This is a genomic window from Pseudomonas sp. NCCP-436 (assembly GCF_019656335.1).
In the GTDB taxonomy this organism is placed as follows: domain Bacteria; phylum Pseudomonadota; class Gammaproteobacteria; order Pseudomonadales; family Pseudomonadaceae; genus Aquipseudomonas.
In genome coordinates, this window is the sequence record NZ_BPLZ01000012.1 from 84169 (window position 1) to 109366 (window position 25198).

The following is a 25198-nucleotide window of genomic DNA, read 5'->3' on the forward strand; positions in this document are numbered from 1 at the left end:
AGCGAGCGCAACATGACGACCTTTGCACCCGTCCAGGAAGCCCGCGACTTCCTGGAGCAGAACCCGGACATCGAGCTGATCGAGCTGTTCATCATCGACGCCAACGGTATGCCGCGCGGCAAGCTGCTGCACCGCGAGGAGCTGCTGGCACTGTACGAGAGCGGCCGGCCGCTGCCCAGCACCATGCTCGGCCTGTCGATCCTTGGGGAGGATGTCGAGAACTCCGGGCTGGTCTGGGAGGTGGGCGACATCGATTGTCGCGCCTATCCGCTGCCCGGCAGCCTGGTACGTCTGCCCTGGCGGCAGATTCCCACTGCGGCGGTACAAGTCTCCATGCACCCCACCGAAGGCTTGCCGGCGACCCCGGCGGATCCGCGCCAGTTGCTGATCAGGGTGATCGAGCGGCTGCAGGCCGACGGTTTCCACCCGGTGATGGCCTGCGAACTGGAGTTCTACCTGCTCGACCAGAAGCGTGACGCCAACGGCCGTCCGCAACCGGCGCTGGACGCTGATGGCGGCCGGCCGCACCAGACACAGGTCTACGGCCTGCGTGAGCTGGAGCAGATCGAGCCATTTCTCAAGGATCTCTACGAGGCCTGCAAGGCCCAGGGTATCCCGGTACGCACGGCCATTTCCGAATACGCCCCGGGACAGGTGGAAATCACCCTGGAGCACGGGCCGGCGCTGGCAGCGATGGATCAGGCCGTGCGCTACAAGCGTCTGGTCAAGGGCGTGGCGCACAGGCATGGGATGCAGGCCTGTTTTATGGCCAAGCCGTTCGCCGAGATTGCCGGCACCGGCATGCATATGCACGTCAGTGTGGCTGATGCTCAGGGGCGCAACCTGTTTGCCAGCGAGGATCCGGCTGGCACGCCGCTGTTGCGCCAGGCGGTCGGCGGCATGCTCGCCAGCCTGCATGAGTCGCTGCTGATGTTTTGCCCCAACGCCAACTCCTACCGGCGCTTCCAGGCCAACAGTTACGCGCCGCTGGCGCCGACCTGGGGCGTGGACAATCGCACGGTAAGCCTGCGCATTCCGGGTGGGCCGGCCAATACGCGCCACGTCGAGCACCGCATCTGCGGCGCTGACGCCAATCCCTATCTGGCGGCGGCGGCGATCCTGGCCGGTATCCATCGCGGCCTGCGTGAGCAACTCGATCCCGGTGCGCCGGTCGAAGGCAACGGTTATGCCCAGGCCACTACACTGCTGCCCACTGAGTGGTCGGCCTCGATCCAGGCGCTGGAAAGCTCACCATGGGCGCGTGAGGCATTCGGCGCCGAGTTCCTCAAGGTGTTCCTGGCGGTCAAACGTGCCGAATACCGCCAGTTTATGGGGGAGGTGGGCGAGCAGGACTGGCGCTGGTACCTGAGTAACGCCTGACAAGGCCCTGAAACCCGCTGGCAGCGTCAGTTGCTCCCGCCAGCGATCGAATAGACTGCCTTGCCGCGTTCACGCAGCGGCAGGCAACCATAACCCAAGGATTTGTCATGAACGCGATCAACCCGTCCGTCAAACCAGCCCCTGAGCGCGCGCCATCCTACTATTCGGCCACGCTGAACTTCGAAACCGACTATCCGACCTTGCAGGGTAATGTCACCGTCGATGTCGCCATCATCGGCGGCGGCTTCACCGGTATCGCCACAGCCGTGGAACTGGCCGAGCGTGGTCTCAAGGTAGCGGTGGTGGAAACCAACAAGATCGGCTGGGGCGCCTCGGGGCGCAATGGTGGCCAGGTCACTGGCAGCCTGTCCGGCGACGAGGCCATGCGCAAGCAGATGCGCAATACCCTTGGCAGCGAGGTGGACGACTTCATCTGGCACCTGCGCTGGCGCGGCCATGAGATCATCAAGAACCGTGTGGCCAAGTATGGTATCCAGTGCGACCTGAAACATGGTCACCTGCATGCGGCAATGAAGCCCAGCCACATGGATGAGCTAAAGGCGTCCTACGATGAGGCAGTTCGCCGTGGCATGGGCGACGATGTAACCCTGCTCGACGCCGACGGTGTTCGTGCGCAGCTTGGCAGTAACCTCTACTGCGGGGCGATCAAGAACATGCGCAACATGCACCTGCACCCGCTGAACCTGTGCATCGGCGAGGCGAAGGCGGCGGAAAGCCTCGGTGCGCTGATTTTCGAGCACTCCGAGGTGCTCGACATCGTCCATGGCCCGCGGCCGGCCGTCGTCACTGCAGGTGGGCGCATCGAGGCCAAGCAGGTACTGCTGGCTGGCGACGTCTACCACAAGCTGGAACGCAAAAAGCTCAAGGGCCTGATCTTCCCGGCCATGGGCGGCATCGTCACTACCGAGCCGCTGGGCCAGCTGGCGCGCGAGATCAACCCGCAGGACCTGGCGGTGTACGACTGCCGCTTCGTGCTCGACTACTATCGCCTGACCGCCGATGGCCGCCTGCTGTTCGGCGGCGGCGCCAACTACTCCGGACGCGATTCGCGCGATATCGCCGGCGAGCTGCGGCCGTGCATCGAGCGCACCTTCCCGCAGCTCAAGGGTGTGCGTATCGACTTTCAGTGGAGCTGTGCCATGGGCATTGTGATGAATCGCATCCCGCAACTGGGCAAGCTGTCGTCCAATGTCTGGTACTGCCAGGGCTATTCGGGCCACGGCGTGGCGACTACCCACATCATGGGCGAGATCATGGCCAAGGCGATTACCGGCGACCTGGAGCAGTTCGACACCTTCGCCGCCTGCAAGCACATCAAGGTGCCGCTGGGCGACCAGCTCGGCAACCCGATGCTGGCAGCCGGCATGTGGTACTACCAGATGATGGAAAAGCTGCGCTGAAAACTGTTTGTCCTAAAACAAGTGCGTTGTAGGTTCATGCAGGGCGTTTGGCATTTATGCGCCGCCCTGCGCCTGCAGGAACAGGGCAAACAGTTCTGATTGCGACTTGATCCCCAGCTTGCTGTAGATGTGCTTGCGGTGAACCTTCACGGTTTCCGCCGAGATGGCCAGCTTGCGCGCTACCTCCTTGCTCGAATGACCGCTGAGCATCAGGCGTACCACTTCCAGCTCACGCCCGGTGAGGGCCGTTTGCAGTTGTTGGGCCATTTGCTCCAGGCGTTCCTGCCAGGGCGGCGGCGCGCTGGGTTCGCCCGGCTCCGGCTCGAAGGCCAAGCGCTGGCGCATCAGTGCGGTGACCCAGGGCTGTACCAGACTGAGCAGGGCGACTTGCTCGGGACGGAAGGTTTGCCGCGAGCCCAGTGACAGACACAGGGTGCGTTCGCCGGCCAGTGACAGGTTGATCTGCACCTCGTCGGCCACGACGTTAAGGCTGAAGTAACGACGGTAGTAGTCGGTCTGTTCGAAGCATTCAGGGGCGACCTCGCTCAGGCACACCAGACCGTCGCGGCGATCTTCACGGCTGGCGATGTAGAAGGGGTCGAGCAGGTATAGGCCACGCAGGTAATCCTGAAACAGCAGGTCGGGCTCGCCGTCGTCGCCGGCACACTCGGCCAGTACTTGTGGTCGCCCTTCACTGAAAATCAGCGCCACCCAGCTGTCGTGCGCCACATACTGCCCCAGCGTGCGCACCAGCGCGCGCCAGAAGTGCGGGCTGGGCAGGGCGTCGATGAGATCGCCTACGCTGCGATGAAAGGCGATGTCGTGCAAGGTCATGGTCATGCCTCTACCCCCCGGGGGTTACCCCACGTGCGTGATTTCGCCCGGGCGGCCCTGTCTCCATACTTGAACCCTGGCGGATGGCTGCCGGCATTTTGGGCAGCCGCCGCTCGCCGTGCAACAACAAGAACCGGAGCCTTGTCATGCAAGTCGAACTCGTCCAGCTCGCTGGCCGTGATGGCGATACCGCCCATAACCTCGCCGCCGCGCTGGAGGCCATTGCCGGTTGTGCGGCCGGTACTCGCCTGGTGGTCTTTCCGGAAACCTACCTGACGGGTTTTCCCACTACCGAGAACATCGCCGAACTGGCTGAGCCGCTAGATGGCCCATCGCTTCGGGCCATTGGCCGCGCCGCTGCCGAGCGCGGCCTGGCCGTGGCCATCGGTATCGCCGAGCGTGACGGCGAGCGTTTCTACAACACCACGGTGTTGCTCGATGGTGATGACATCCTGCTCAGTTACCGCAAGACCCATCTTTGGGCCTCTGACCGGGGTGTCTTCGAGCCCGGCGACCGCTACGTCACGACACTGCTCGATGGTGTGCGTGTCGGTCTGCTGGTGTGTTTCGACATCGAATTTCCGGAAAGCGCCCGCGCCCTGGGTGAGCTGGGCGCCGAACTGCTGATCGTCACCAACGGCAACATGGATCCTTATGGGCCGACGCACCGCACCGCGATCATGGCGCGGGCCATGGAAAACCAGGCCTATGCGGTGATGACCAACCGCGTCGGCGAGGGGGACGGCGGCCTGGTATTCGCCGGTGGCAGCGCGGTGGTAGACCCGGCCGGCAATCTGCTGCTGGAGGCCGGACGCGAGCCGTGTCGGCAAACCATCGTGCTGGACTTCCAACGCCTGGATGAGGCCCGTCGCGATTATCGTTATCTGGATGAACGGCGCATGCCGATGCCGGGCCGGCGTGTCGAGCACGACAACGGTCTGCGCGAGCTGCTGATTCCCTGAGTACCTCTCTCGACGGGTGTCCTTGTGACACCCGCTGCGGCTTCGCCGCACCTGCTTTTCGCTGACTTCGGCTCTGCCATAACAATTTCAAAACAGGAGTAGCAAGTAATGGCTCGTCTGCAACGATCCCTATCTCTGGGCGCGGTGGTGCTGTTCGGCATCGCCTACATGACCCCGATTATTGTCCTCGGCACGTTCGGCATTCTCGCCGAAATTAGTCAGGGCACGGTGCCTACGGTATATATCGTCGCGTCACTGGCGATGCTGTTCACCGCTCTCAGCTACGCACGCATGGCCGGGTTGTTCCCGGTAGCTGGTTCGGCCTACAGCTATGTGCGTCGCAGCATCAATGACCACCTGGGGTTTATCGCCGGCTGGTCCGTGTTGCTCGACTATCTCTTCCTGCCCATGGCCATCTGGCTGATTGGTGCGGCCTACCTGCACTCGGCTTTCCCCGAGGTACCGCAGGCGCTGTGGGTACTGACCTTCATCCTGGTTACCAGCCTGATCAACATGATCGGCCTGCGCTTGGCCAAGGGCATCAACGGTGTGCTGATGCTGGTGCAGTTTCTCGTGTTGCTGGCCTTCGTGGCGCTGTGCGTGCACTACGTGCTGGGCGACGCGAGCAGGCCGCTGTGGTCGCTCGCCCCCTTCATTGGCGAGGGCATGAATCTGAATCTGGTGATGGCTGGCGCAGCTGTGGCCTGTTACTCGTTCCTCGGTTTCGATGCGGTCAGTACCCTGACCGAGGAAACCCATGAGCCGCAGCGTACCATTCCACGGGCGATTTTGCTGATCACCCTGATTGGCGGGCTGATCTTCGTCGTCACCGCCTACTTCGTGCAGCTGGCGCATCCGTCCACCATCTTTGAGAGCAGTGATGCCGCGGCCTACGAGATTGCCCGCAACATTGGCGGCGATCTGTTTGTGTCATTCTTCCTTATCGGCCTGATTGTCGGCCAGTTCACTTCGGGGCTTTCGGCTCAGGCCAGTGCCTCGCGCCTGATGTACGCCATGGGCCGCGACGGCGTGCTGCCGCGTGCCCTGCTCGGCACCCTGAGCCCGCGTTTCGGCACCCCGGTAGGCGCCATTGCGGTGTGCGCGGTGGTGGCGTTGCTGGCGCTGAAGCTGGATGTCACCACCTCGACCTCTTTCATCAACTTTGGCGCCTTCCTGGCCTTCAGCCTGGTCAATCTGGCGGTGATCGTGCATTTCGCCCGTCAGCCGCAGGCACGCGGCCCGCTGCAACTACTGCGCTATCTGCTGTGCCCGGCAATTGGCCTGCTGGCGACCCTGTGGCTGATGCTCAGTCTGGATCGCCTGGCGATCATGCTGGGCTGCGCCTGGCTGGTGATCGGCTTCCTGTGCCTGGCCTGGCTTACCGGAGGCTTTCGTCGCCGTCCGCCGGAGCTGAGTTTCGATGCCCCGGATGCCTGATTTGCGTGCCTGATTCGCGGGCGCTGAGGAAGGTCACCGGTGCCGAGCCGTCGGCGTTGAGCTGGAGAATTCGCTCGGGGCGGCCCTGTTGGTCGAAGAACACCTGGCCCAGGCCGGCACTGTTCCACAGTCGTTCCCCGGCGCGGCTGCGATCCGGGATCAGCGGCGTGACGCGCATGCGACGGCGCTTGGTCAGCCAGTTCAGTGGCGACCAGGGGGCATAGAGCCAGCGGTTGAGGCGGTCGAGCCAGTCCAGCAGCCTGCGTGGGAATTCGTTCTTGATGCCGCTGCTGGTGATCTGCCAGATGGTTGGGCTGGTGCGCCGGTGGCGGATGCGTATGCGGTAGACGAAGGAATAGTGCACATCGCCGGAGAGGATGACGAAATCCCCCGGCGTGCGTGAGTGGCGGAAGATGTTCAGCATTACGTTGGCCGCGCCGCGATGCGCCATCCAGTTCTCCGCATCGACCATCAGTGGATGTCCGGCAAGGGTGAACAGCTTCTGAATGCCTTCGATCAGCTTGACGCCGAACATCGGCGCCGGCGAGACGATGATGCAGCAGGGATGGTCGAGCAGGGCCTGTTGGAATTCGCACAGCGCCTCCCAGTCCATCAGCCCCGAGGGTTTCGATAAGCGTCCTTCGCTGCGCCAGCGGCGCGTACGGGTATCCAGTACCAGTAATGCCGGACTGGTTGGCAGTACGTAGTGCCACTGTTCGAAGTGCCTCAGGCGCTCAATCAGCGCATCCTGAATTTCACGCTGCAGATGGTTGCCCTGGCGCTGCTCCAGCAGCTCGGACAGATCCTGAAGCGGCTGTTCAAACACCTCCGGGTTGTTGCCCCAGCCCTGGCACAGCAGGTAGGCGAGCAGCGCATTGCCGATGATGCGCCGGGAGAAGGGGTGGCCGTAGGCGGTCTGTTCCCAGCGAGCGGACAGGTTCCAGTCGTCGGTAACGTCGTGATCGTCAAAGATCATCAGCGTAGGCAGGTGGGCAAATACGCGGGCGATCTGGCCGAGACTGCGGCGGAATGCATCGATGCACTCGCGCTCGATGGCGTAACGCTGCCGTTGCTCCTCGTCCAGCACTGGCGGGTCTTCGGTTATCAGTGTCCAGGGCAGCGGCGACCAGACCAGCAGGTACATGGCGATTATTTCGGCGAAGGTCACCAGATGGTTGTCGGCGCTGTTGCTGGTGAACACCGGCTTTTCCACGCCGCCGAAAAACTTGTCGCGCAGTGTCTGGTTGTTCTTCACCGCTGGTAGCAGCTCGGACCGCTGGTAGTAACCAATCGAACTGGTGTAGAGGGCCTGGCTGTCTTCGACCACGGCGCCTTCAAGAAACTCGTCGAACAGCTCCAGGCGTTCGATCAATTGGTGGATGGCGCACAGCATCGGCCCGGCTACATCGTCGAGGTAGACCTGATCCCCGCTCATCAGCAAAAGGGCCGGGCGCTGCTCCGGCGAACGCTGTTCAGCCAGCAGACGATCCGCGCAGAGCAGGCCGTCGGCAGCCGGATGGTGTGGTTTGCGGCAGGAGCCGTGGAGCAGTTGGTCAAGCCGTGAACGCAGGACGAAGTCGGCATGGCTGGCGCCGTCATAGAGCAGGTGCGGCGCCCAGTCGGCCATGCCGCGAGCGTTGTTCTGCTCGACGATCTGCAGGTCGTAGGCGATGTGCACGTCCTGCGGCAGGGCCTGTTCCAGCGGTAGGTCGATCAGGTGCAGCACGGCATGACGACCCAGTGGCAGACGCCGGCAGTGCCCGTCGAGAACCAGAGTCTGTGGCTGCTCGCCGTCGGCCTGCAGCCACAGCTGCAGACTCAGCGTCCGGCTGGCCACCAGCCAGAGTACCAGCCGGGTCGGCTCCAGGCGGCGCAGTAGCGGGCCGGCAAGAACATCGGGCAAGGGTTGCTGGGTCACGGCGTAGTGTCTGATAAAAGGGACGGGGCTTGGACAGTAGCCGGAGCTTGGTGGTTCAGCTCGGCAGCCTGGCGCAGGCGCTCGAAATCGAGAATGGCGATCTCACCGTAGGTCAACTGAAGCACACCCCGAGTCTGCAGCTCTTTGAGGATCTGGTTGGTGGTCTGGCGTGACAGTGACAGCATCATCGCCAGCTGTTCCTGAGCTAGGTGCAGTACCTGGCGAGGCTCGCCCTCGCCGTAGTTCTCGGCCATCAGCAACAGGCGCCGGGCCAGTCGCTGCGCGGCTGGCAGCAGACTCATATCCTCCAGTGCGACAAAGGCCAGGCGCAGTTTCTGGCTCATCAGCAGGGCGAAGTCGCGCCAGTACCGGGGCTCGCGTTCGAGCAGGGCCAGCAGCTCGGCCTGTGGTAACAGCAGCAGGGTGCTGGCACTTTCGGCAAAGGCGTCGTGGGTACGTGGCAGGCCGTCGAACAGAGCGATCTCGCCGAACCAGTAGGGCGGCTCGACCAGCGTCAGCAGCGCCTCCTTGCCATTCGCTCCGACCGCTCCGATGCGCACTGCACCTTCCACCACGGCATACAGTCCGCTGGGGCGGTCGCCACGGCGGAACAGACGCTGGCCAACCGCGAGGATCTGCAGTTGGGCCATGTCCAGCAGCTCCTGCTGCAGCTGCTGCGGCAATCCGGCGAACCAGTGTCCCTGGCGCAGTCGGGGCAGAAAGGCGATGGGATCCGTCATGACGACTCCTGTGGATGCTGAAGGCCGTGCCGGTCTTTGTCGGCTAGCTGACAGAGCGGCAGAGCGTTGTCGGAGATGATGAGCGGGACTTTTCCCAGCCTGAGGACGATAACAATGAAAACCCTCGTCGATCATCTGGCGCAGTATGCCGCCTACCATCGCGACCGGCGCAACATCGCCAGTCATTTCATCGGCATCCCCATCATAGTGCTGGCCGTTGCCGTGCTGCTGTCACGCCCGGGTATCGAGCTGGCCGGTCTGTGGCTGGCCCCGGCAACGCTGGTGGCGCTGGCGGCGGCCTGGTTCTACCTGCGTCTGGACATTCGCTTCGGTCTGGTCATGAGCGCCTTGCTGGTACTGAGCCTATGGGCCGCTGCCAAGCTGGCGGTGGCGAGCACCGGTCTGTGGCTGGCGGCTGGGCTGGGCCTGTTCGTGATCGGCTGGATCATCCAGTTCGTCGGGCATTATTACGAAGGGCGCAAGCCGGCGTTCGTCGACGACATCATGGGCCTGGCCATCGGCCCGCTGTTCGTGGTGGCTGAGGTGGCTTTCCTGCTTAATCTGCGCAAGGAGATCGAGCAGGCCGTGGTGGAAATTGCCGGGCCAACCTGCATTCGTCAGAAGAAGGCACTGGCCTGAGTCTGTTGGCTGCGAAATGTGCTGGAAACCTTGTTTGCCGCGAGGGCGCAGCTCCTACAGGACTGAGGTTTTCCGTAGGAGCACCGCCCCGGTATGAATGAGGCTGTCTGTGGTGCCGGTTGTCAGGAGAAGTCTCCCGCAGGCTGGTTGCCTTAATGCATTTTCATCCACTGGCTGGTCAGTGCGCGGGTGTGGCGATCTACCGTGATCGGTGCGAAGGGCCGGCCGGACACGCTCTGCAGGGTGTTGCTCTGGCTGTTCATGTCCGCCAGGGCGGCGCGCAGATATGCCCAGCGGGTCTGCAACCGGTCGACTTGCGGGTCGGCCTTGGCATCCAGGGCGGCGAGTTCATTGTCGATAGCCGGCAGCAGCAGCCGTTCATCCTGTCCCAGGTAGGTGGCGGGTTGTTCCCGGGCAATTTCGAAGGTTCCCAGGTAGGAGCGGCTGAGGTACTGCACGCCGAGGTATTCGATCCTGGCTGCCAGTTCGCTCGACGAGTCGCTATTGGGTAGGGCGCGGACGGCGCTGAGAAAGTCGCGCAGGGCACGGCTGAGGTCTTCCGGGAAGCGCCAGGGCACGTTGTCTTCGCCGGGGCCATAGGAAACACCGTTACGCAGTTGGGTAACGAGTGCCTGGTGGGTTTCGGCAAGCGCTTCGCTGCGCTGTGGCAGGCTTTGTATAGTGCTTTCCAGCGCAGCCAGATCGTTATCCAGACGTTGCTGATGGGCCTTCTGGAAACCTTCGCCACGTAGCAGCATCAGGCTGCTGGTGGCGCGACAGGCATGGACCTGGATCTGTTCCTGGAGGCTGACCGCTTCGGCCAGGGCCAGCGGTGAAAGACCTGCCAGAAGTCCCAGCGTCCAAATAAAAAAACGACGCAACAGTGCATAACGGCGCATCAGGGTGCTCCTTGTTATTGTCATGAACTTTCGGGAAACGGGTATCAGTGATGCTGGCGCAAAGACTACTGCGCATGACAGGAGCTGACATGACCCGAAAGAGTGATTTCGTCGTTTTTGGATCGCCGGTGGAAGGTGGCGTTCGCCGCAGAGCGGAGGTTGCTGCAGGGACGCCTGCCCCGACGTGAATGGGGCAGGCTGGTAGGGCTGATGCCCGCCGTGGGGCGCGGCTCCTGCGGGAGGCAGGAGCGCGAGGTTAAGGCTCAGGCCGGGGTGTTTACCGGCTTGCCACCTTTGGGCTTGAAGTACAGGGTGGTGCCGCGGCCGAGGTTGTTGAGGGTCAGGTGATCCTTGGCCACTTCTGCCTCGATCAGCTCTTCCTGGCCCTCGACCTTGAGGGTAATCCGGGTAATGGCGCCGAGCAGACGGATATCGCGCACTTCGCCGGCCTTGTATTCCGGGCTCGGTTCGCTGGTCAGATCGACTTCGTGCGGACGGAACAGCACGTGATGATCGTCGCCGACGTAAAGCCGGTTGGCATCACCCAGGAAGTGGTAGACGAAATCGCTGGCCGGATGCTCGTAGACCTCGGCCGGGGTGCCGATCTGCTCGATTACGCCCTTGTTCATCACCACGATGCGGTCGGCCACTTCCATGGCTTCTTCCTGGTCGTGGGTCACGAACACGCTGGTCAGGTGCACTTCTTCGTGCAGGCGCGCCAGCCAGCGGCGCAGCTCCTTGCGCACCTTGGCATCGAGAGCGCCGAATGGTTCGTCGAGCAGCAGCACCTTGGGTTCCACCGCCAGAGCGCGGGCCAGGGCGATACGCTGGCGCTGACCACCGGAGAGTTGCTCGGGGTAGCGGTCGCCGAGCCAGTCGAGCTGCACCAGGTTGAGCAGCTCATGTACTTTCTGCTTGATCACTTCTTCGCTCGGGCGCTCGCGCTTTGGTTTCATGCGCAGGCCGAAAGCGACGTTGTCGAACACCGTCATGTGGCGGAACAGCGCGTAGTGCTGGAACACGAAACCGACGTTGCGGTCGCGCACGTCGTGGTTTGACACGTCTTCACCGTGGAAGCCGATGCTGCCGCTATCCGGGGTTTCCAGGCCGGCGATAATGCGCAGCAAGGTGGTCTTGCCGCAGCCGGACGGGCCGAGCAGGGCGACCAGTTCGCCGCTCTGGATGCTCAGGTTGATGTCGTTCAGCGCCTTGAACTGGCCGAACTGCTTGTTGACGCCTTTGACTTCGATACTCATGACTTACCCCTGGTAGTTCCGTAAGCCGGGCCGCCCTTCAGGCGGCGCTGCGGCTATCAATCTTCTCGGTTGGCTTGCAACTGGCGGCTCAGACGCGCCTCGCTCCACTGGCGAAGCAGCAACACGACCAGGGCCATGACGAGCAGCAGGATCGCCACGCTGAAGGCAGCGACGATGTTGTACTCGTTATAGAGAATCTCGATGTGCAGCGGCAGCGTGTTGGTGTAACCGCGGATGTGCCCGGAAACCACCGATACTGCGCCGAACTCGCCCATCGCCCGCGCGGTACATAGCACCACGCCGTAAATCAGCGCCCATTTTACGTTAGGCAGCGTGACATACCAGAACATCTGCCAACCGTTGGCGCCGAGCAGGCGCGCGGCCTCCTCCTCGGTGCTGCCCTGTTCCTCCATCAGCGGAATGAGCTCACGGGCGACGAAGGGGAAGGTAACGAAGATGGTGGCCAGCACAATGCCCGGCACGGCGTAGACGATCTGCAGGTCGTAGCTGTCCAGATACGGCGCGAGAAAGCTCTGGGTGCCGAACAACAGTACGTAGATCAAGCCGGCCACTACCGGTGATACGGAAAACGGCATGTCGATCAGGGTGACCAGAATGCTCTTGCCGCGAAAATCGAATTTGGTCACCGCCCAGGCGGCGGCCAGGCCAAAGACCAGGTTCAGCGGCACGGAAATAGCGGTGGCCAGCAGGGTGAGTTTGAATGCGGCAATGGCATCGGGCTCGCGGATCGCTTCCCAGAAATACTCAAGGCCACGGCTCAAACCCTGGGTGGCGACGATATACAGCGGCAGCACCAGAATCACCGCGAACACCAGCCAGGCGACCACGATCAGGGCAATGGCGCCCGGCGTGCGGCTGCGTTGACGAGCGGCGTCATTGCCGAGGGATGCAAGGCTCATGGCGGCTCCTTAGTTGTGCGGTTGGATGCGGCGCTGCAGCACGTTGATCAGCAGCAGCAGAATGAACGACACCGCCAGCATGATCACGCCAATGCCGGTGGCAGCCGGGTAGTCGTATTGGTCGAGCTTGGAGACGATCAGCAGCGGCAGGATCTCGGTTTTCAGCGGGATGTTGCCGGCGATGAACACCACCGAACCGTACTCGCCGACGCCACGGGCAAAAGCCAGGGCAAATCCGGTCAGCCAGGCAGGCAGCAGGCTCGGCAGCAGCACGTGGCGGAACACCTGCAGCGGCTTGGCGCCCAGGCAGGCGGCTGCTTCCTCGACTTCCTTGGGGATGTCGGCCAGCACCGGCTGCAGGGTGCGCACCACGAACGGCAGGGTGACGAACACCAGTGCCAGGGTGATGCCCAGCGGGGTATAGGCGATCTTGAACGGGAACAGCGAACCGATCAGACCGTTGGGCGCGTACAGCGCGGTCAGGGCGATGCCGGCCACCGCTGTAGGCAGGGCGAACGGCATATCGACCATGGCATCGATAATGCGCCGGCCGGGGAAGTTGTAACGCACCAATACCCAGGCGATTACAGTGCCCAATACGCCATTGAGCAGCGCGGCCAGCAGCGCCGTGCCGAACGAAAGTTTCAGAGAGAACAGCACCTGACGGCTGCTGATAAGACCCCACCACTGCTCGGCTGAAAGCTGCAGGGAGTATACGAACATGGCGCCCAAGGGGATCAGGACAATCAGCGCCAGGTAAGTCAGGGTGTAACCCAGGGTCAGCCCGAAGCCGGGTATGACTGGGGATGTGCGCCGTGACATGAGGCTTCCTTGTGGTCAGTGCGAAAACGACGAAAGAGGACACCGCCGCTCTGGCGATGCCCTCTGAGGACAAGGTTATTGGTTGATCTGGGTGAAGATCTGGTCGAACACTGCGCCGTCGCCAAAGTACTTGGGCTGGGCTTCCTTCCAGCCGCCGAAGTCCTTGTCGATGGTGACCAGTTTCAGCTCCTTGAACTGCTCCTTGAACTCAGCCGCTACCTTCTCGTTGCGCGGGCGGTAGAAGTTCTTCGCGGCGATGCGCTGGCCTTCCTCGCTGTACAGGTATTGCAGGTAGGCTTCGGCTGCGGCGCGGGTGCCTTTGCGGTCGACGTTGGCATCGACCACCGCCACCGGCGGTTCGGCCAGAATCGACAGCGACGGGGTGACGATCTCCAGCTGGTCACCGCCTTCTTCAGCCAGCGACAGGTAGGCCTCGTTTTCCCAGGCCAGCAGCACGTCACCTAGGCCGCGCTGAACGAAGCTGATGGTTGAGCCGCGTGCGCCGGTGTCGAGTACCGGCGCGTGGCGGTACAGCTCAGTGACAAACTCCAGAGCCTTTTCCTCAGTGCCGTATTTCTCGCGGGCGAAGGCCCAGGCGGCGAGGAAGTTCCAGCGTGCGCCGCCGGAGGTTTTCGGGTTCGGAGTAATGACTTCCACGCCATCCTTGACCAGGTCATCCCAGTCCTTGATCTGCTTCGGGTTGCCCTTGCGTACCAGGAACACGATGGTGGAAGTGTAGGGTGTGCTGTTGTCCGGCAGACGGGCCTGCCAGTTGGGGTCGATCAGTTGCTGGTTGAGGTTGATCGCGTCGATGTCACCGGACAGCGCCAGGGTCACCACGTCGGCGCGCAGGCCATCGATCACCGCGCGGGCCTGCTTGCCCGAGCCTCCGTGGGACTGCTGGATGGTTAGCGGCTGGTTGCCCTGGGCCTGCCAGTGCTTGTTGAAGGCGGCGTTGTATTCGACGTACAGCTCGCGGGTCGGGTCGTAGGACACGTTGAGCAAAGTCTCGGCGACAGCGGGGCCGGCGATCAGGGTACTGGCCAGTGCGGCCAGGGCGAAATGGCGAATGGACATGGTGCAGCTCCTAGACTGGATAAGTTCTTTGTTGGCGTAGGGCGATTGGCTACATGCCCTCTGGTGGTCCAGTCGGGCTGCATCATGGCGGCGGTGTTTGGTCAGCTGTTCTTGCTGCCCGGTTGTTGCAGGCGGATCTTTTCCTTGCGTTCGATCTGCACCACCTGGCTGTTGTGCACGGTGATTTCCACCGAGCCGAATTTCAGGCCATGCAGGGCGGTCTGGATCTCGCGCAGGATGCTGGCTTCATCCTGGCCTTCAAGGTTTCTCAGCGTCGCGGTCATTTCCAGGCTCCTTGTTGTGAGGTTGCCGCGGCAGTGGTGAAAGGTGAGGCCGCTGGCGTGGAGCGGATAGTAGAGAAGCTGGGATATTCTTAAAAATATTGTTTTTGAACATTTATATTCGTTTTTTGCATATGTGTGCGGTGAGTTAGCTCTTTATTTTTGGAATAAGCAAATAAGTTCTTATTCTTTTTGGTTTTCTAAGGGACAGCCTAGACTGTGGCCATTCGATTCTTAAGGGGCCGCCATCATGACTAGCCAAGCAATCCGTTACCTGATCCTGCCGGGCTGGCAAGGCTCGCCGCCGGAGCACTGGCAGAGTCACTGGCAACGTAACCTGCCTAATAGCGCGCGGGTCGAGCAGGCTGACTGGCTGTACCCGATATGCGGTGACTGGGTCGCCGAGCTCGACCGCGCCGTTAGTGCGGATCCACGTCCGGTCATCCTTATTGCCCACAGTCTGGGTTGCATCACCGTGGCGCACTGGGCCCGCCAGGCGTCGTCGCAGCAGCTTCGGCGTGTGTGTGGCGCGCTGCTGGTTGCTCCGGCCGATGTGGAGCGCCCAGGCTGCCCGGAAGCGTTGCAAAACTTCGCCCCAATTCCCCGCTCGCCACTGCCATTCCCCAGCCTGCTGGTGGGCTCGGATAACGATGCCGCCGCCAGTGCCCTGCGCGCTCTGGAGCTGGCGCGCGATTGGGGCAGCGATGTGGCCATCCTCAGCGGGGCAGGGCATATCAACGTCAAGTCCGGCCATCACCAGTGGGAGCAGGGCTTTGGTTATCTCTATCGGCTGCAGGGGCATATTGAACGGCAGTCGCGGTTGCGCGCCTGAGCCGGCAGTCGTCAGACTTTTCGCAGCGGAGACGGGCCAGGTAGCCGTCCGCTCTTTTTCTTCATACGGCCGCAGCACGGGTCGTGGAGGATGAGTAATGAGCCTTCCAGCCGGGCCGCTAACGCCCCTGACCTTTGCCGATTCGGAACGCAGCCCGCTGAGCATTCGTGCCCGGGCGCTGGTGTTCGTCGATCCGCTTTCACAGCGGCTGCGCCAGCAAGCTGAAGGGCTGGCCGGCAATGGCCAGCCCTTGTTGATCTACGGAGAAACCGGCACCGGCAAGGAACTGCTGGCCCGCTATATCCACCGTCACAGTGAGCGCAGTGGGCTGTTTGTGGCGGTGAGTTGCGCGTCGATCAGCCCGCAATGGGGCGAGGCCGAGCTGTTTGGCCATGTTGCCGGTGCCTTTGCCGCCTCGCCTGGCAGCCGGGCCGGCTGGTACGGATCGGCCAACGGCGGCACGCTTTATCTGGATGAGATTGCCGATCTGCCACGCGCGTTGCAGAGCCGGTTGCTCAGCGTGCTGGAAACCCGTGAGGTGTACCGCGTCGGCGCCAGCCAGGCACTGCCGGTAGATGTGCGCCTGCTGGCAGCAAGCAGCATAGACCTGGCCCGTGCGGTGGCGGCCGGCACCTTTGACGAGCGCTTGTACGGCTACCTGTGCGATGGTCAGCTGGAGTTTCCGGCACTGCGCCAGCGGGTTGGCGACATACTGCCGTTGGCTGAATACTTTCTTGGTGTTCATGCCCAGCGCCTGGGACTGGCCGTACTGCCCATCAGCCCGGCTGCGCAGGCCGTACTGGAGGCCCATCGCTGGCCCGGTAACACTCGCGAGCTGGAGAATGTCATCCACTTTGCCCTGCTGCAGGCCGGTGCTGCCGAGATCACTCCGGAGCACCTGCAGTTACCAGGGGTGGACTGAGCGCGCTGCGACTTAGGCCCTGTACGAAAAGTGCCTGCACTGGGTGATGCTGCGTTAAAAACAGGCTCAGACTGCTCATTTACAGCATCTAAACTCCGCTTCCTCGCCTGCTTTTGCCTTGTCTGACCTTCGCTCGACGCCTTTTCATCCAGACCCTAGGGCGCCAGTAGCGACACCGATTTCACCTGTGCCCAGAGCGCCTGGCCGTTACTGATCGCTAACTGATCGAAGGAGAAGCGGGTGATCCGCGCCAGCAGGCGCTGCTCGCCCAGACGCAGGGTCAGCAGCACCTGCGCCTCCAGTGGCTGCCAGCTTTCCACCGTCACAGGCAGCAGATTGAGCAGGCTGCTGTCCTCGGCACGACGTCGGCTGAGGCTGACGTCGCGCGCCTTGATCTTCACCCTTACCGGCGCGCCAATCGGCAATGGTGCGTGCGGCAGACGCAACTGTGCCTCGCTGCCTGGCAGGGTCAGGCTGAGTAGCTGGTAGGCCGGATCGTGGGCACTGACCCGGCCGTCGATCACCGCCTCGGCATCATCATCGCTGGCGAAGGGCAGGTCGGCGCGCAGCAGAGTTTCCTTTAGCGGGCCACTGGCGCGCACCTGGCCTTCGTCGAGCAACACCAGGTGATCGGCCAGCCGTGCCACTTCGTCTGGCGCATGGCTGACGTAAAGCACCGGGATATCCAGTTCCTGGTGCAGGCGCTGCAGATAGGGCAACACCTCCTGCTTGCGCTTGAGATCGAGCGAGGCCAGCGGTTCATCCATCAACAGCAGGCGTGGGCTGGTCACCAGTGCGCGGGCGATGCCGACGCGCTGGCGCTCACCGCCGGACAGCGCCGAGGGCATGCGTTCAAGCAGGTGGCCGATGCCAAGCAGTTCCAGCGCCTGATCCAGCGCCACCTTGCGCTGTGCGGTGGGGATGCGTTTCTGCCCGTACTCCAGATTGCGTCGCACATTCAGATGCGGGAACAGGTTGGCGTCCTGAAACACGTAGCCGATGGCGCGCCGGTGGGCGGGAAGAAAGAAGCCTTGTGCGCTGTCTTGCCACAGTTCTCCGGCTACTTGCAGGTAACCCTGCTGCGGTCGCTCGAGCCCGGCAAAGCAGCGCAGGCAGCTGGTCTTGCCCGAACCGGAATGACCGAACAGTGCGCTGACGCCCCGCGCCGGCAGGTCGAGGTCAACGTCCAGGCGAAAGCCGGCGCGTTGCACCAGAAAGTGTGCGCGGATGCGTCCGTCATCCGTCATGGGCAGGGGCGCGCTCTTGCCGAGTCCGAACATCACCAGGCCCTCAGCTTGCCGCTACGCCCGCCGTACAGTGTCAGCAGAACGATGAAGGAGAACGCCACCATGCCGCCGGCCAGCCAGTGCGCCTGGGCGTAGTTCATGGTCTCCACGTGGTTGTAGATCTGCACCGAGACTACCTGGGTCTTGCCGGGGATATTGCCGCCGATCATCAGTACCACGCCGAATTCGCCGATGGTGTGGGCGAAGGCCAGGATCGCGGCGCTGATGAAGCCGGGACGAGCCAGTGGCAGTACCACACTGAAGAAGCTGTCCCAGGGGCTGGCGCGCAGGGTGGCGGCGGCCTCCAGCGGGCCGCAGCCGATGGCCTCGAAGGCGTTCTGCAGCGGCTGCACGACGAAGGGCAGGGAATAGAAGATCGAACCGATCACCAGGCCGGTGAAGGTAAAGGTGAACGTGCCCAGACCGAGGCTCTGCGTCAGTTGGCCGAAGAAACCGTTGGGGCCCATGCTGACCAGCAGATAGAAGCCGATCACCGTCGGTGGCAGTACCAGCGGCAGCGCCACCACGGCGCCGACCGGGCGTTTTAGCCAGGAGTCGGTGCGGGCCAGCCACAGGGCGATGGGCGTGCCGATGATCAACAGCAGTACGGTGCTCAGCGAGGCCAGCTCCAGGGTCAGGAGGATGGCATCAAGGTCGTTTCTCGACAGTGGCATGTACGGATTCCGTAAGGTGCGATCCAGACCCAGTCAGACGGACTGTTACGGCAGTTTATAGCCGAACGACTCGATCACCCTGGCGGCTTCCGGGCTTTTCAGGTATTCGACCAGCGCTGTCGCAGCCGGATTGTTCGCGCCCTGCCTGAGGATCAGCGCATCCTGCCTGATCGGGTCGTACATCGCCTCCGGCACGATCCAGGCCGAGCCGCTGCTGAGCTTGCCGTCCCGGTATACCTGCGACAGCGCGATAAAGCCCAGTTCGGCATTGCCGGTGGAAACGAACTGATGCACCTGAGTGATGTTCTGGCCCTCGACCAGCTTACTCTGCACTGCCTCGCTTAGGCCCAGCCTGTCCAGCACCTGGGTTGCTGCCAGGCCATAGGGCGCGGCCTTTGGATTGGCGATAGACAGGTGCCTGAACTGCCCGGCCTTCAGTGCGGCATCGGTTCCATCGAGGTAACTGTCATCAGCCGACCACAGCACCAGGCTGCCGATGGCGTAGGTGAAGCGCGACTCCGGCACGCTGTGGCCTTCTTTCTCCAGCCTGGCCGGCGTGCTGTCATCGGCACTGAGGAGCACATCGAAGGGGGCACCATGGCTGATCTGCGCATAGAACTGGCCGGAGGCACCGAAAGAGGCTGTCAGCTTGTGCCCGGTGGCTTTCTCAAACTCTGGCGCGAGGGCCTGGAGCGGTGCGGTGAAGTTGGCAGCTACCGCGACCCGAACTTCTCCGGCATTGGCGGTACCGGCAAGCAGTAGGGCGAGAGCGGCCAGGCTGAGCTTGAGAGGTTTGAGCATCTGGAATCCCTTTCTTATTTAGAGCTGGCAGGCCGCTCATGCGGTACGCCGAAGATGACCATCCTACATCGCTATATTGTTTTGTATATAGCGTTGGTGGACTGTATTTCAGAAGAAAAGTGGATTCCCGCTATCTCCTTTGGCCAGCAGTGCTCGTTTGTGGCAGTTATCCGAACGGGTCGATCGTGTGAACTCCCTCTGACCTCTGCACTGTTACGGGGCGTTTGGTAACGATTTGGGGCATTTCCCTTGGTCTTTAATCGCTCTGAAAGTCAGTTTTTATTGAAAAACAATGGATTGCGGTTTTTGGCATGGCTCCTGCATTGGATGATTGTGTTTTTGGATCCAAAAATTCAGGAATCCGCAGAATGCCTTTTGCCGTTACCAGCTTTAATGCCCAACCGGCCATATCAGCCGAGGACGAAGCCTATAAGCACCTGCTGGACGCCATCTGTCAGGGGCGTTACCGCACCGGCGACCGGCTGATTGCCGAGGACATCGCCAGTGAGCTGGAGATGAGCCGCATGCCGGTTCGTGGGGCTTTCAAGCGTCTGGCTGCCGAGGGGCTGGTGACCTTGCGACCCAACCGTGGCGCAGTGGTCAGTGGCCTCAATCTCGATCAGATGCGCGAAGTATTCGAAATGCGCAGCGCTCTCGAAGGTCTGGCGATTCGCCTGGCCACGCCCAAGATCAACGAGCGTCACCTGGCACGTCTGACGCGCCTGCTCGACGAAATGGACGAGTGCAGCGAGGACAGCTCGGAGTGGGTGGTGCGCCACCGTCTGTTCCACGAGTACCTCTGCAGCCTTAGCGAGCGGCCGCGGCTGATGCGCCAGATCAGTGCGCTCTACGCCCTGCTCGAACCCTACATGCGTCTGTGGCTCAAGCACGTCGACAAGCCGCTGAGTGCGCGTGAGGAACACCAGGTAATCCTCGACGCCCTGCGCACGGGGGATGCCCGGCACGCCGAGCGCATTCTCTGTGCGCACATCGAGGGCACGGTGCCCGACCTGCTCGAATTTCTGGAAAAGACGGGCGCCTGAGACCCCGTCATTCCTGCCCACTGTTGTACTGCCATGTCCCCTTACTGCACACAGGAGTCGAACATGTTCAAAAGTACCCTCGCAGCCACCCTGGTGACCCTTTCCCTGACGGCTGCTCTGGCCCAGGCGGATGTCACGGTTCCCGAGCGGTTGAAGTCGGTGGACAAGATCGTCTACTGCGGCGCAATGGACTCGCCGCCCATGGGCTTCTTTGATGAGAAGCAGAAACCCGCCGGCATCACCGTCGAGCTGGGTGATGAAATTGCCAGGCGCCTTGGTGACAAGCGCGTGGAGTGGCGGGTGACGCCCTTCTCCGGATTGATTCCGGCGCTGATGGCGCGTCAGTGCGACATGATCGTCGATCAACTGTTCGACAAGCCCGAGCGCCGCGAAGTTATCGACATCGTCAACTACATGTATTCCAGTCAGGCCGTCACCGTGCTCAAGGGCAACCCGGTCGGCATTCACACCCTGGACGATTTGTCCGGCAAGCGCGTTGCCGTGCTCAACGGTTCCACCATTCGCACCCTGCTCGAAGCACACAACGAAAAGCTGAGCCAGGCTGGCAAGGCACCGATGATGCTGGTGGTGTTCAACGCCGATACCGATGCCTTCCAGGCACTGCGCGTCGGCCAGGCTGATGCCTATGGCACCACCATGGAAACCGCCGGCTACTACCAGAGCATGGCCCCCGAGCTGTTCGAGACCGGCGTGCCGGCCTTCGCCAAGATTCTCACCGGTTTCGGTATCCGCAAGGAGGACGGCGAGCTGAGCACAGCAGTCAGCCAGGCGCTCGACGCGATGCGCGCCGATGGCAGCTACATGGCCCTGCTCGGCAAGTGGCACATCGAAGGCAACCGTCTGGACTGAGGTAAGACGATGAACTTCAACTGGGACATATTCTGGCAATACCTGCTGCAGCCCAGCGACGTATACCTCTACGGCCTCTGGCTGACCTGCGTGATTGCGGTGATGGCGATGCTGCTGGGATGCGTCCTGGGGTTGCTGGCGGCGCTTATGCGCGCCTCCAGCAATCCGCTGCTGCAGTATCCGGTGCGCTTTTACATCTGGCTGATGCGCGGCACGCCGCTGCTGGTGCAGATCGTCTTTCTCTACACCGCGCTGGCGGCTGGCGGCATCTTCCGCTTCGAGGATCTGGATCTGGGCCTGTTCATCCTGCCCGGCAACATCCAGGCAGCGATCATCGCCCTGGGCCTCAATGAAGGGGCCTATATGGCAGAGATCATCCGTTCCGGGATCAATGCGGTGGATCGCGGCCAGTACGAGGCGGGACGCTCGCTGGGGATGACCTATCCGCGGCTGATGCGTCGCATCGTCCTGCCGCAGGCCTTCCGCGTCATCGTTCCGCCGCTGGGCAACGAATTCAACGTGATGCTCAAGAACACCACTCTGGTCAGCGTGATCGGCGTGCAGGAGCTGCTGCTCAGCACCCAGATGATCACCTCGGCGACCTTCCGGGTGTTCGAGCTGTACCTGGTGGTGGCCATCTACTTCCTGCTGCTGACCACGCTCTGGGGCCTGTTCCAGCGCTGGCTGGAGGCGCGCTTCGGGCGTACCGACGGGCATGTGCAGGCGGGTGGACGGATGTTCGGCCTGGGCGCCATGAAATTTCTGAGAGGGCGTTGAGATGAACGCATCGGATCAAGCCTGGGTGATCCAGGCACAGGATGTGCAAAAGCGCTTCGGCGAACTGGAAATCCTCAAGGGCGTGTCGCTGAACGTGCGTCGCGGTGAGGTGGTGGTGCTGATCGGCGCCTCCGGCTCGGGCAAGACCACCTTCATTCGCTGCCTCAACTTCCTCGAGGACATCCAGGGCGGCTACGTTCTGGTCAACGGCAAGCCGATGGGCTACAGCGTGCGCCCCGACGGCAAGCGCGTACGCGACTCCGAGCGCAACATCGCGCGCATGCGCCGCGACATCGGCATGGTGTTCCAGCGCTTCAACCTGTTCCCGCACATGACCGTGCTGGAAAACATCATCGAGGCGCCGATCCAGGTGCTCGGCATCGGCCGCCGCGAGGCGGAGGAACAGGCGCGGCAGCTGCTGAGCCGTGTGCGCCTGGCGGACAAGGCTGAGCATTACCCCAGCCAGCTCTCCGGTGGCCAGCAGCAGCGCGTGGCGATCGCCCGTGCTCTGGCGATGAAGCCACAGGCCATGCTCTTCGACGAACCCACCAGTGCCCTCGACCCGGAGACCGTGGGTGAAGTGCTGCAGGTGATGAAGGAGCTGGCCGAAGAGGGCATGACCATGGTCGTCGTCACTCATGAGATGGGCTTCGCCCGTGAGGTGGCAGATCGCGTGGTGGTGCTGCACCAGGGCGAGCTGATCGAGGAGGGGCCGCCGGCTCAGGTGTTCGGTAACCCCCATCACCCGCGTACACGGGAATTTCTCAGTCGCGTTCTGTGAACGGCGAGCGGCACGCCTGTGCCGCTCGGCCTTTCGCTCAATCTCCGTATCGAGTTCTATTCATGCTCAAGTTTTCTGCTCACGAATATCCCTACGCGTCTCAACGCCAGAGCGTGTTTGCCCGCAAGGGCATGGTGGCCACCTCGCAGCCGCTGGCGGCCGAGGCCGGTATTGCCATGTTGCGCCGTGGCGGCAACGCGGTGGACGCCGCCATCGCCACCGCTGCTGCGCTGACGGTGGTCGAGCCCACCGGTTGCGCCATCGGTGGCGACGCCTTCGCCCTGGTCTGGATCAGGGACAAGCTGTACGGACTCGACGCCAGCGGTCATGCACCGGCGGCGCTGTCCAGCGAGGTAGTCAAGGCTGCCGGTCACGAACGCCTGCCCGTGCATGGCTGGCTGCCGGTCACCGTGCCGGGCTGTCCCTCGGCCTGGGCCGAACTGTCGCGGCGCTTCGGCAAGCTGCCGTTCGCCGAGTTGCTGCAGCCGGCCATCGAGCTGGCCCGCGACGGCTTTCCGGTGTCGCCGGTGGTTGCCCACCAGTGGCGCATCGCCTTTGACGAATACCAGGCCAGCCGCGAGGCCTTCCCCGAGCTGCAGGCCTGGTTCGATACCTACCTGATCGACGGCCAGGTGCCGGTCGCCGGGCAACTGTTCCGCAATCCGGCACAGGCGCAGACCCTGGCCGAACTGGCCGAGACCCAGTGCGAAAGCTTCTACCGCGGCGCCATCGCCGAGCGCCTGGCCAGCCATGCCGCCGCCACCGGCGGCAAGCTCGCCGCCGCCGACCTGGCCGGCTACCTGCCGCGCTGGGTCGAGCCGATCAAGGTCAACTACCGCGGCTACGATGTCTGGGAAATCCCGCCGGCCGGCCAGGGCCTGATCGCCCTGATGACCCTGAAGATCCTCGAAGGCTTCGATTTCGATCACCGCGACAGCAAGCAGACCTGGCACCGCCAGATCGAGGCGATGAAGCTGGCCTATGCCGACGGCCTGCATTACATCACGGATCCCGAGCACATGCGCGTGCTCGCCGAGGAGCTGCTCGCCGATGACTACTGCGCCCGCCGCCGCGCGCTGATCAGCGAGCATGCCCGCGAGCCGGCCCATGGCGATCCCAGGGCCAGCGGCACGGTGTACATCGCCACGGCCGATGGCGAGGGCAACATGGTCTCGTTCATCCAGAGTGCCTATCACGGCTTCGGCTCGGGCGTGGTGCTGCCGGACAGCGGTATCGCCCTGCAGAACCGTGGTTCGGAGTTCAGCCTAAACCCGGAGCATTCCAACTACCTGCTGCCAGGCAAGAAGACCTTCCACACCATCATTCCGGGCTTTCTCAGCAAGGGCGGCGTGGCGGTCGGCCCGTTCGGCGTGATGGGCGGCTACATGCAGCCGCAGGGGCACGTGCAGATGGTGATGAATATGGTCGACTTCGGTCTCAACCCGCAGGCAGCCCTGGATGCGCCGCGCTGGCAATGGCTGGGTGGGCAGAAGGTCGGCATCGAGCAGGAAACCTCACGCGACCTGAGCTTCGCCCTGGCCCGCTGCGGTCACCAGGTCGAGGTGGCCTGCGACCGTACCGACTACGGGCGTGGCCAGATCATCGTGCGTGATGCGCAGACCGGCGTGCTTTGCGGCGGCACCGAGCCGCGCGCCGACTCGCATATCGCCGTTTACTGACTGGCGGCCTTCCCGGCCGGCATGGCCGGGAGGGTGCTCAGCTGCGGTACAGCTTGAGGCTCTCGACGCGTGCCCGATAAGCGTCGAGACGCTCCTTGAGCTGGCCCTTGTGCGCACTGGCGACGCAGTGCAGCAGCACGTTCAGGGCGCTGGTCAGTCCGCCGGTGGATTCGAGGATCAGCCCGGTCTTGGTCTTCATGGTGACGATATGCGGCGTGTCGATATGGCGGGCGATGCCGTATTCGTCGGTGAACACCACCAGATCGGTGTTCTGCTTGAGGCAGTTGTTGGCGAAGGCGATGCCGGCATCTGCATAGGGGGCGATATCCACCAGAATCACGCAGCAGCGCTGATTGTGGCTGTCCAGCCATTGCCCGAGCACGCCGCTGTAGAGGTCGAGAAACTCGACGCCGGAACGTACCAGCGCCAGGCGGTTGGCAAAGTCCTCGGCCAGCCCGCGGATGGTCTGAAAACCGCAGACGAACACCCGCTCGGCGTTCGCCACGCGGGCCACGATGTCGCGCCAGTGCTGGCTGCCAAGCAGATCGGCAAAGGCACGCAGGGCTTCGATCTCCTCATTGAGATGGGCCACCAGATCTTCCGGTTGCTCGACGCGGTCGATCAGCGTGGTGTTGAGCAGCGACTGCACGCGTACCTCGTCGCGCAGTTCGTCCTTCAGGCTTTTCAGCCCCTTGTAGCCGAGCCGGCGCAGGAAGCGGCTGACGGTATTGGGGCTGACCCCGCTCTTGGCCGCGAGGCTGGCACCGTTCTCGAAAGCCAGGGTTTCCAGGTTGGCCTGGATGTAGGCCCAGAGGGTGCGTTCGGCTGGTGTCAGCTTGCCTTCGAGGTGTTGCATCTTGCTATCGAGCATGTCCGGATCCTATGTCATGCCGGATTTAATGACATTTAAATGTCATGATGTTGATCTTTGGAAGAAATATATTCTA

The 25198-nt window shown here is 62.8% G+C and carries 25 protein-coding genes; 12 read left to right on the top strand and 13 right to left on the bottom strand.

Annotated elements, in window-relative coordinates:
- Positions 1–12 precede the first annotated feature (12 nt).
- Together NCCP436_RS13205 and NCCP436_RS13210 are read left to right on the top strand one after the other, a co-directional pair.
- Positions 13–1380 (top strand): glutamine synthetase family protein, encoded by a 1368-nt coding sequence (locus tag NCCP436_RS13205; protein WP_220804460.1) that lies wholly within the window; start codon positions 13–15, stop codon positions 1378–1380.
- 107 nt (positions 1381–1487) lie between these two features.
- The gene (locus NCCP436_RS13210; protein ID WP_220804461.1) at positions 1488–2801 is read left to right on the top strand and encodes an FAD-binding oxidoreductase; all 1314 of its coding nucleotides are present in this window, start codon (positions 1488–1490) and stop codon (positions 2799–2801) included.
- Between the two features lie 54 nt (positions 2802–2855).
- On the opposite strand, the gene NCCP436_RS13215 is transcribed toward NCCP436_RS13210, so the two are convergent.
- On the bottom strand, positions 2856–3641 hold the full coding sequence (locus NCCP436_RS13215; RefSeq protein WP_220804462.1) for a helix-turn-helix transcriptional regulator: 786 nt from the start codon (positions 3639–3641) through the stop codon (positions 2856–2858).
- Positions 3642–3781: 140 nt separating this feature from the next.
- Between NCCP436_RS13215 and NCCP436_RS13220 the strand changes: the two genes are divergently transcribed.
- The gene (locus NCCP436_RS13220) at positions 3782–4597 is read left to right on the top strand and encodes a carbon-nitrogen hydrolase family protein (protein WP_220804463.1); all 816 of its coding nucleotides are present in this window, start codon (positions 3782–3784) and stop codon (positions 4595–4597) included.
- 108 nt (positions 4598–4705) lie between these two features.
- Positions 4706–6034, top strand: coding sequence for an APC family permease (locus NCCP436_RS13225; RefSeq protein ID WP_220804464.1), 1329 nt, complete (start codon positions 4706–4708; stop codon positions 6032–6034).
- On the opposite strand, the gene NCCP436_RS13230 is transcribed toward NCCP436_RS13225, so the two are convergent.
- A complete protein-coding gene (locus NCCP436_RS13230; RefSeq protein WP_220804465.1) occupies positions 5976–7952 on the bottom strand; it encodes an alkaline phosphatase D family protein in 1977 nt (658 codons plus the stop codon). The two genes, NCCP436_RS13225 and NCCP436_RS13230, sit on opposite strands and share 59 nt — an antisense overlap.
- Positions 7949–8692: a Crp/Fnr family transcriptional regulator gene (locus NCCP436_RS13235; RefSeq protein ID WP_220804466.1), complete on the bottom strand. Its 744-nt coding sequence runs from the start codon at positions 8690–8692 to the stop codon at positions 7949–7951. The genes NCCP436_RS13230 and NCCP436_RS13235 overlap by 4 nt, the downstream gene beginning before the upstream one ends.
- A 114-nt stretch (positions 8693–8806) precedes the next feature.
- On the opposite strand from NCCP436_RS13235, the gene NCCP436_RS13240 reads away from it, so the two are divergent.
- Positions 8807–9331 carry a DUF962 domain-containing protein gene (locus NCCP436_RS13240; RefSeq protein WP_220804467.1) on the top strand — a complete coding sequence of 175 codons (525 nt, stop codon included), beginning with the start codon at positions 8807–8809 and terminating at the stop codon, positions 9329–9331.
- A gap of 152 nt (positions 9332–9483) precedes the next feature.
- Here NCCP436_RS13240 and NCCP436_RS13245 read toward each other — a convergent pair whose 3' ends face one another.
- The 6 genes from NCCP436_RS13245 to oscA all read right to left on the bottom strand — a co-directional run bounded on the left by NCCP436_RS13245 (position 9484) and on the right by oscA (position 14589).
- Positions 9484–10230 (bottom strand): hypothetical protein, encoded by a 747-nt coding sequence (locus NCCP436_RS13245; protein ID WP_220804468.1) that lies wholly within the window; start codon positions 10228–10230, stop codon positions 9484–9486.
- A gap of 263 nt (positions 10231–10493) precedes the next feature.
- Positions 10494–11486 carry a sulfate/molybdate ABC transporter ATP-binding protein gene (locus NCCP436_RS13250; RefSeq protein WP_220804469.1) on the bottom strand — a complete coding sequence of 331 codons (993 nt, stop codon included), beginning with the start codon at positions 11484–11486 and terminating at the stop codon, positions 10494–10496.
- A 56-nt stretch (positions 11487–11542) separates the two neighbouring features.
- The gene (gene cysW, locus NCCP436_RS13255) at positions 11543–12406 is read right to left on the bottom strand and encodes a sulfate ABC transporter permease subunit CysW (protein WP_220804470.1); all 864 of its coding nucleotides are present in this window, start codon (positions 12404–12406) and stop codon (positions 11543–11545) included.
- Positions 12407–12415: 9 nt separating this feature from the next.
- The gene (cysT, locus tag NCCP436_RS13260) at positions 12416–13228 is read right to left on the bottom strand and encodes a sulfate ABC transporter permease subunit CysT (protein ID WP_220804471.1); all 813 of its coding nucleotides are present in this window, start codon (positions 13226–13228) and stop codon (positions 12416–12418) included.
- A 75-nt stretch (positions 13229–13303) separates the two neighbouring features.
- The gene (locus NCCP436_RS13265) at positions 13304–14305 is read right to left on the bottom strand and encodes a sulfate ABC transporter substrate-binding protein (RefSeq protein ID WP_220804472.1); all 1002 of its coding nucleotides are present in this window, start codon (positions 14303–14305) and stop codon (positions 13304–13306) included.
- Positions 14306–14406: 101 nt separating this feature from the next.
- Positions 14407–14589 carry a sulfur starvation response protein OscA gene (gene oscA, locus NCCP436_RS13270; RefSeq protein WP_220804473.1) on the bottom strand — a complete coding sequence of 61 codons (183 nt, stop codon included), beginning with the start codon at positions 14587–14589 and terminating at the stop codon, positions 14407–14409.
- 247 nt (positions 14590–14836) lie between these two features.
- Between oscA and NCCP436_RS13275 the strand changes: the two genes are divergently transcribed.
- Both NCCP436_RS13275 and NCCP436_RS13280 read left to right on the top strand, forming a co-directional pair.
- On the top strand, positions 14837–15418 hold the full coding sequence (locus NCCP436_RS13275) for an alpha/beta hydrolase (protein WP_220804474.1): 582 nt from the start codon (positions 14837–14839) through the stop codon (positions 15416–15418).
- A 97-nt stretch (positions 15419–15515) separates the two neighbouring features.
- Entirely contained in the window at positions 15516–16340 is an 825-nt protein-coding gene (locus tag NCCP436_RS13280) for a sigma 54-interacting transcriptional regulator (protein WP_220804475.1), read from the top strand.
- A 155-nt stretch (positions 16341–16495) separates the two neighbouring features.
- Here NCCP436_RS13280 and modC read toward each other — a convergent pair whose 3' ends face one another.
- The 3 genes from modC to modA are packed head-to-tail and all read right to left on the bottom strand — an operon-like array spanning position 16496 to position 19101.
- Positions 16496–17620 (bottom strand): molybdenum ABC transporter ATP-binding protein, encoded by a 1125-nt coding sequence (gene modC, locus NCCP436_RS13285; protein WP_220804496.1) that lies wholly within the window; start codon positions 17618–17620, stop codon positions 16496–16498.
- Complete coding sequence (gene modB / locus NCCP436_RS13290; RefSeq protein WP_220804476.1) at positions 17620–18300, bottom strand: molybdate ABC transporter permease subunit; 681 nt, start codon at positions 18298–18300, stop codon at positions 17620–17622. The genes modC and modB overlap by 1 nt, the downstream gene beginning before the upstream one ends.
- Before the next feature lie 45 nt (positions 18301–18345).
- Positions 18346–19101, bottom strand: coding sequence for a molybdate ABC transporter substrate-binding protein (gene modA / locus NCCP436_RS13295; protein ID WP_220804477.1), 756 nt, complete (start codon positions 19099–19101; stop codon positions 18346–18348).
- 368 nt (positions 19102–19469) lie between these two features.
- Between modA and NCCP436_RS13300 the strand changes: the two genes are divergently transcribed.
- The 5 genes from NCCP436_RS13300 (at position 19470) to NCCP436_RS13320 (ending at position 24251) form a co-directional block, all read left to right on the top strand.
- Positions 19470–20144 carry a GntR family transcriptional regulator gene (locus NCCP436_RS13300; RefSeq protein WP_220804478.1) on the top strand — a complete coding sequence of 225 codons (675 nt, stop codon included), beginning with the start codon at positions 19470–19472 and terminating at the stop codon, positions 20142–20144.
- 63 nt (positions 20145–20207) lie between these two features.
- The gene (locus NCCP436_RS13305) at positions 20208–21014 is read left to right on the top strand and encodes an ABC transporter substrate-binding protein (RefSeq protein ID WP_220804479.1); all 807 of its coding nucleotides are present in this window, start codon (positions 20208–20210) and stop codon (positions 21012–21014) included.
- A gap of 9 nt (positions 21015–21023) precedes the next feature.
- Complete coding sequence (locus NCCP436_RS13310) at positions 21024–21791, top strand: amino acid ABC transporter permease (protein ID WP_220804480.1); 768 nt, start codon at positions 21024–21026, stop codon at positions 21789–21791.
- Position 21792: 1 nt separating this feature from the next.
- Positions 21793–22572: an amino acid ABC transporter ATP-binding protein gene (locus tag NCCP436_RS13315; protein ID WP_259651491.1), complete on the top strand. Its 780-nt coding sequence runs from the start codon at positions 21793–21795 to the stop codon at positions 22570–22572.
- A gap of 62 nt (positions 22573–22634) precedes the next feature.
- Positions 22635–24251: a gamma-glutamyltransferase family protein gene (locus NCCP436_RS13320; protein ID WP_220804481.1), complete on the top strand. Its 1617-nt coding sequence runs from the start codon at positions 22635–22637 to the stop codon at positions 24249–24251.
- Between the two features lie 37 nt (positions 24252–24288).
- Here NCCP436_RS13320 and NCCP436_RS13325 read toward each other — a convergent pair whose 3' ends face one another.
- The gene (locus NCCP436_RS13325; protein WP_220804482.1) at positions 24289–25122 is read right to left on the bottom strand and encodes a MurR/RpiR family transcriptional regulator; all 834 of its coding nucleotides are present in this window, start codon (positions 25120–25122) and stop codon (positions 24289–24291) included.
- Positions 25123–25198 lie beyond the last annotated feature (76 nt).

Bases quoted from the DNA above. Each gene is read 5' to 3' on its own strand.
- cysT (WP_220804471.1), bottom strand. From the start codon at position 13,228: ATGTCACGGCGCACATCCCCAGTCATACCCGGCTTCGGGCTGACCCTG.
- modB (WP_220804476.1), bottom strand. From the start codon at position 18,300: ATGCCACTGTCGAGAAACGACCTTGATGCCATCCTCCTGACCCTGGAG.
- NCCP436_RS13300 (WP_220804478.1), top strand. From the start codon at position 19,470: ATGCCTTTTGCCGTTACCAGCTTTAATGCCCAACCGGCCATATCAGCC.
- NCCP436_RS13235 (WP_220804466.1), bottom strand. From the start codon at position 8,692: ATGACGGATCCCATCGCCTTTCTGCCCCGACTGCGCCAGGGACACTGG.
- NCCP436_RS13225 (WP_220804464.1), top strand. From the start codon at position 4,706: ATGGCTCGTCTGCAACGATCCCTATCTCTGGGCGCGGTGGTGCTGTTC.
- NCCP436_RS13310 (WP_220804480.1), top strand. From the start codon at position 21,024: ATGAACTTCAACTGGGACATATTCTGGCAATACCTGCTGCAGCCCAGC.
- modA (WP_220804477.1), bottom strand. From the start codon at position 19,101: ATGCTCAAACCTCTCAAGCTCAGCCTGGCCGCTCTCGCCCTACTGCTT.
- cysW (WP_220804470.1), bottom strand. From the start codon at position 12,406: ATGAGCCTTGCATCCCTCGGCAATGACGCCGCTCGTCAACGCAGCCGC.
- NCCP436_RS13320 (WP_220804481.1), top strand. From the start codon at position 22,635: ATGCTCAAGTTTTCTGCTCACGAATATCCCTACGCGTCTCAACGCCAG.
- modC (WP_220804496.1), bottom strand. From the start codon at position 17,620: ATGTTCGGACTCGGCAAGAGCGCGCCCCTGCCCATGACGGATGACGGA.
- NCCP436_RS13280 (WP_220804475.1), top strand. From the start codon at position 15,516: ATGAGCCTTCCAGCCGGGCCGCTAACGCCCCTGACCTTTGCCGATTCG.
- NCCP436_RS13265 (WP_220804472.1), bottom strand. From the start codon at position 14,305: ATGTCCATTCGCCATTTCGCCCTGGCCGCACTGGCCAGTACCCTGATC.
- NCCP436_RS13325 (WP_220804482.1), bottom strand. From the start codon at position 25,122: ATGCTCGATAGCAAGATGCAACACCTCGAAGGCAAGCTGACACCAGCC.
- NCCP436_RS13245 (WP_220804468.1), bottom strand. From the start codon at position 10,230: ATGCGCCGTTATGCACTGTTGCGTCGTTTTTTTATTTGGACGCTGGGA.
- NCCP436_RS13275 (WP_220804474.1), top strand. From the start codon at position 14,837: ATGACTAGCCAAGCAATCCGTTACCTGATCCTGCCGGGCTGGCAAGGC.
- NCCP436_RS13240 (WP_220804467.1), top strand. From the start codon at position 8,807: ATGAAAACCCTCGTCGATCATCTGGCGCAGTATGCCGCCTACCATCGC.
- NCCP436_RS13250 (WP_220804469.1), bottom strand. From the start codon at position 11,486: ATGAGTATCGAAGTCAAAGGCGTCAACAAGCAGTTCGGCCAGTTCAAG.
- NCCP436_RS13315 (WP_259651491.1), top strand. From the start codon at position 21,793: ATGAACGCATCGGATCAAGCCTGGGTGATCCAGGCACAGGATGTGCAA.
- NCCP436_RS13210 (WP_220804461.1), top strand. From the start codon at position 1,488: ATGAACGCGATCAACCCGTCCGTCAAACCAGCCCCTGAGCGCGCGCCA.
- NCCP436_RS13215 (WP_220804462.1), bottom strand. From the start codon at position 3,641: ATGACCATGACCTTGCACGACATCGCCTTTCATCGCAGCGTAGGCGAT.
- NCCP436_RS13220 (WP_220804463.1), top strand. From the start codon at position 3,782: ATGCAAGTCGAACTCGTCCAGCTCGCTGGCCGTGATGGCGATACCGCC.
- oscA (WP_220804473.1), bottom strand. From the start codon at position 14,589: ATGACCGCGACGCTGAGAAACCTTGAAGGCCAGGATGAAGCCAGCATC.
- NCCP436_RS13205 (WP_220804460.1), top strand. From the start codon at position 13: ATGACGACCTTTGCACCCGTCCAGGAAGCCCGCGACTTCCTGGAGCAG.
- NCCP436_RS13305 (WP_220804479.1), top strand. From the start codon at position 20,208: ATGTTCAAAAGTACCCTCGCAGCCACCCTGGTGACCCTTTCCCTGACG.